Source organism: Pseudomonas sp. (assembly GCF_037994325.1).
Lineage (GTDB): Bacteria > Pseudomonadota > Gammaproteobacteria > Pseudomonadales > Pseudomonadaceae > Aquipseudomonas.
This window is the reverse complement of the sequence record NZ_JBBNAH010000126.1, coordinates 1-2,224: the sequence shown is the minus strand read 5'-3', so window position 1 is coordinate 2,224 and position 2,224 is coordinate 1. Positions and strand designations below refer to the sequence as shown.

Genomic DNA, 2,224 nt, shown 5'->3' with positions numbered 1-2,224 from the left:
AGGGGCGACTGACGCGAAGGAACACAAAATTGAGCGACCTCCTCTCCCGCCGTTTGGCACTGCTCAGCCAGCCTGCACACCTGAATTTGCTTACCCAGTGCCTGCACGGGATCGAGCGCGAATGTTTGCGCGTCGACAGCCAGGGCCAACTCGCTCTGACGCCGCACCCCATTGCCTTGGGCTCGGCGCTGACCCACCCGCAGATCACCACCGACTATTCCGAATCGTTGCTGGAGTTTATTACCCCAGCCGAAGCCGACCCCGCTGAAACCCTGGCCGACCTCGAAGCGATTCACCGTTTTGCCTACAGCAAGCTCGACAACGAGTACCTGTGGAGCCCGTCGATGCCCTGCCCGCTGCCGGAAGAAGAGGTGATTCCCATCGCCCGCTACGGCAACTCGAACATCGGCCGGCTCAAGTATGTGTACCGCAAGGGCCTGGCCCTGCGTTACGGCAAAACCATGCAGTGCATTGCCGGCATTCACTACAACTTCTCGCTGCCGGAAACCCTGTGGCCGGTGTTGCAGGTGGCCGAAGACGACACCCAAAGCCTGCGTGACTACCAGTCGGAGCGCTACATCGCGCTGATCCGTAACTTCCGCCGCTACAGCTGGCTGCTGATGTACCTGTTTGGCGCCTCCCCCGCGTTGGATGCCGGTTTCCTCCGTGGACGCCCGCACAAACTGCAACAGCTCGACGCGCAGAGCCTGTACCTGCCCTACGCCACCAGCCTGCGCATGAGCGACCTGGGTTACCAGAGCAACGCCCAGGCCGGCATTACCCCTTGCTACAACGACCTGGCCAGCTACACCGACAGCCTGCGCCAAGCGGTGTCGACGCCGTACCCGGCCTATGCCGAAGCGGGTACCAAGAAAGACGGCGAGTGGCAGCAGCTGAACACCAACATCCTGCAGATCGAAAACGAGTACTACTCGAACATCCGCCCCAAACGCGTGACCTACAGCGGCGAGCGGCCAATTCAGGCGTTGATGTCCCGTGGCGTGCAGTACGTGGAAGTGCGTTGCCTGGATATCAACCCGTTCCTGCCGATGGGCATCGACCTCACCAGCGCGCGTTTTATCGACGCGTTTGTGCTGTTCTGCGCCTTGCAAGACAGCCCGGAACTGGGCGGCGGCGAATGCGGCGGCGCGACCGAGAACTTCCTTAGCGTGGTCAAAGAAGGCCGCAAGCCGGGCCTGCAATTGCGCCGCAACGGTTTGGGCATTGGTTTGCAGGAATGGGCCAATGAGTTGCTTGAGCAAATCGGCAAGCTCTCGGACCTGCTCGACAAGAGCCATGGCGGTACTGAACACGCCGACGCCCTGGCCGCCCAACGCGCCAAAGTCGCCGACCCGGCGCTGACGCCATCGGCGCAGGTACTGGCTGCGCTTAAAGCCAATAACGAGACCTTTGCCGAGTTCTCGTTCCGCCAAAGCCAGGCCCACGCCGAGTACTTCCGTAGCAAGCCGCTGAGTGCAGAAGAAAGCGCCACTTTTGAGGAATCGGTGACGCAATCGCTGGACGATCAAGCGGCCACCGAAGCGGAGCAAAGTGGCGACTTTGACACCTTTGTCGCCGCTTACCAGGCCAGTATTTTGGCATTAGCGGTTTAGTCGATAGCGTCACAAAAAAAGCCAGCGGGGTAAAAGCCGGGACCGACGGTCGGTTGTTTCCGGCTAGGCGGGGCTAGCATTAGCCGCAGTTACTAACCGCGAGTTTGCCCATGGCGCCCCCAGAGGCCATCCCCAAGGACGACGACCAGCAATGGAGCCTGGAAAGCCTGAACAAGGCTTACCAACAAGGCTACATGGCAGGTTTAACCGGCAACCCCATCAGCAACCAGCCCCACGCCCCCGATGTACTGGCGGCCGCCTGGGAAGCGGGTTGGGATGATGGTGAAGAGCAGTATCAACTGCTGGCGCAGAAGACTGCCTAACAAACTCAATGGCTGTTCACCCCTCGCCCGCTTGCGGGAGAGGGGCCGGGGGAGAGGGCCGGGATCACCTCGGTCGCATTTAAAAGCAAAAGCCCCTCTCCCGCCCTTCGGGCACCCTCTCCCGCAAGCGGGAGAGGGGATACATGTGCCACCGCGAACTGCTCTGCTCCCCTCGCCCGAAACAAACTCAATGGCTGTTCACCCCTCGCCCGCTCGCGGGAGAGGGGCCGGGGGAGAGGGTCGGGATCACCTCGGTCGCATTTAAAAGCAAAAGCCCCTCTCCCGCCC

At 61.4% G+C, this 2,224-nt stretch carries 2 protein-coding genes; both read left to right on the top strand.

Features of this window, described 5'->3' with window-relative positions; translation table 11 throughout:
- Nucleotides 1-29: 29 nt before the first annotated feature.
- Nucleotides 30-1,613: a glutamate--cysteine ligase gene (gene gshA / locus AAAB16_RS04305; protein WP_340662227.1), complete on the top strand. Its 1,584-nt coding sequence runs from the start codon at nucleotides 30-32 to the stop codon at nucleotides 1,611-1,613.
- A 110-nt stretch (nucleotides 1,614-1,723) separates the two neighbouring features.
- On the top strand, nucleotides 1,724-1,936 hold the full coding sequence (locus AAAB16_RS04300) for a hypothetical protein (RefSeq protein ID WP_110615742.1): 213 nt from the start codon (nucleotides 1,724-1,726) through the stop codon (nucleotides 1,934-1,936).
- Nucleotides 1,937-2,224 lie beyond the last annotated feature (288 nt).

What these genes read in the sequence shown, in the direction of transcription:
- AAAB16_RS04300 (WP_110615742.1), top strand. Translation starts at nt 1,724, where the DNA reads ATGGCGCCCCCAGAGGCCATCCCCAAGGACGACGACCAGCAATGGAGC.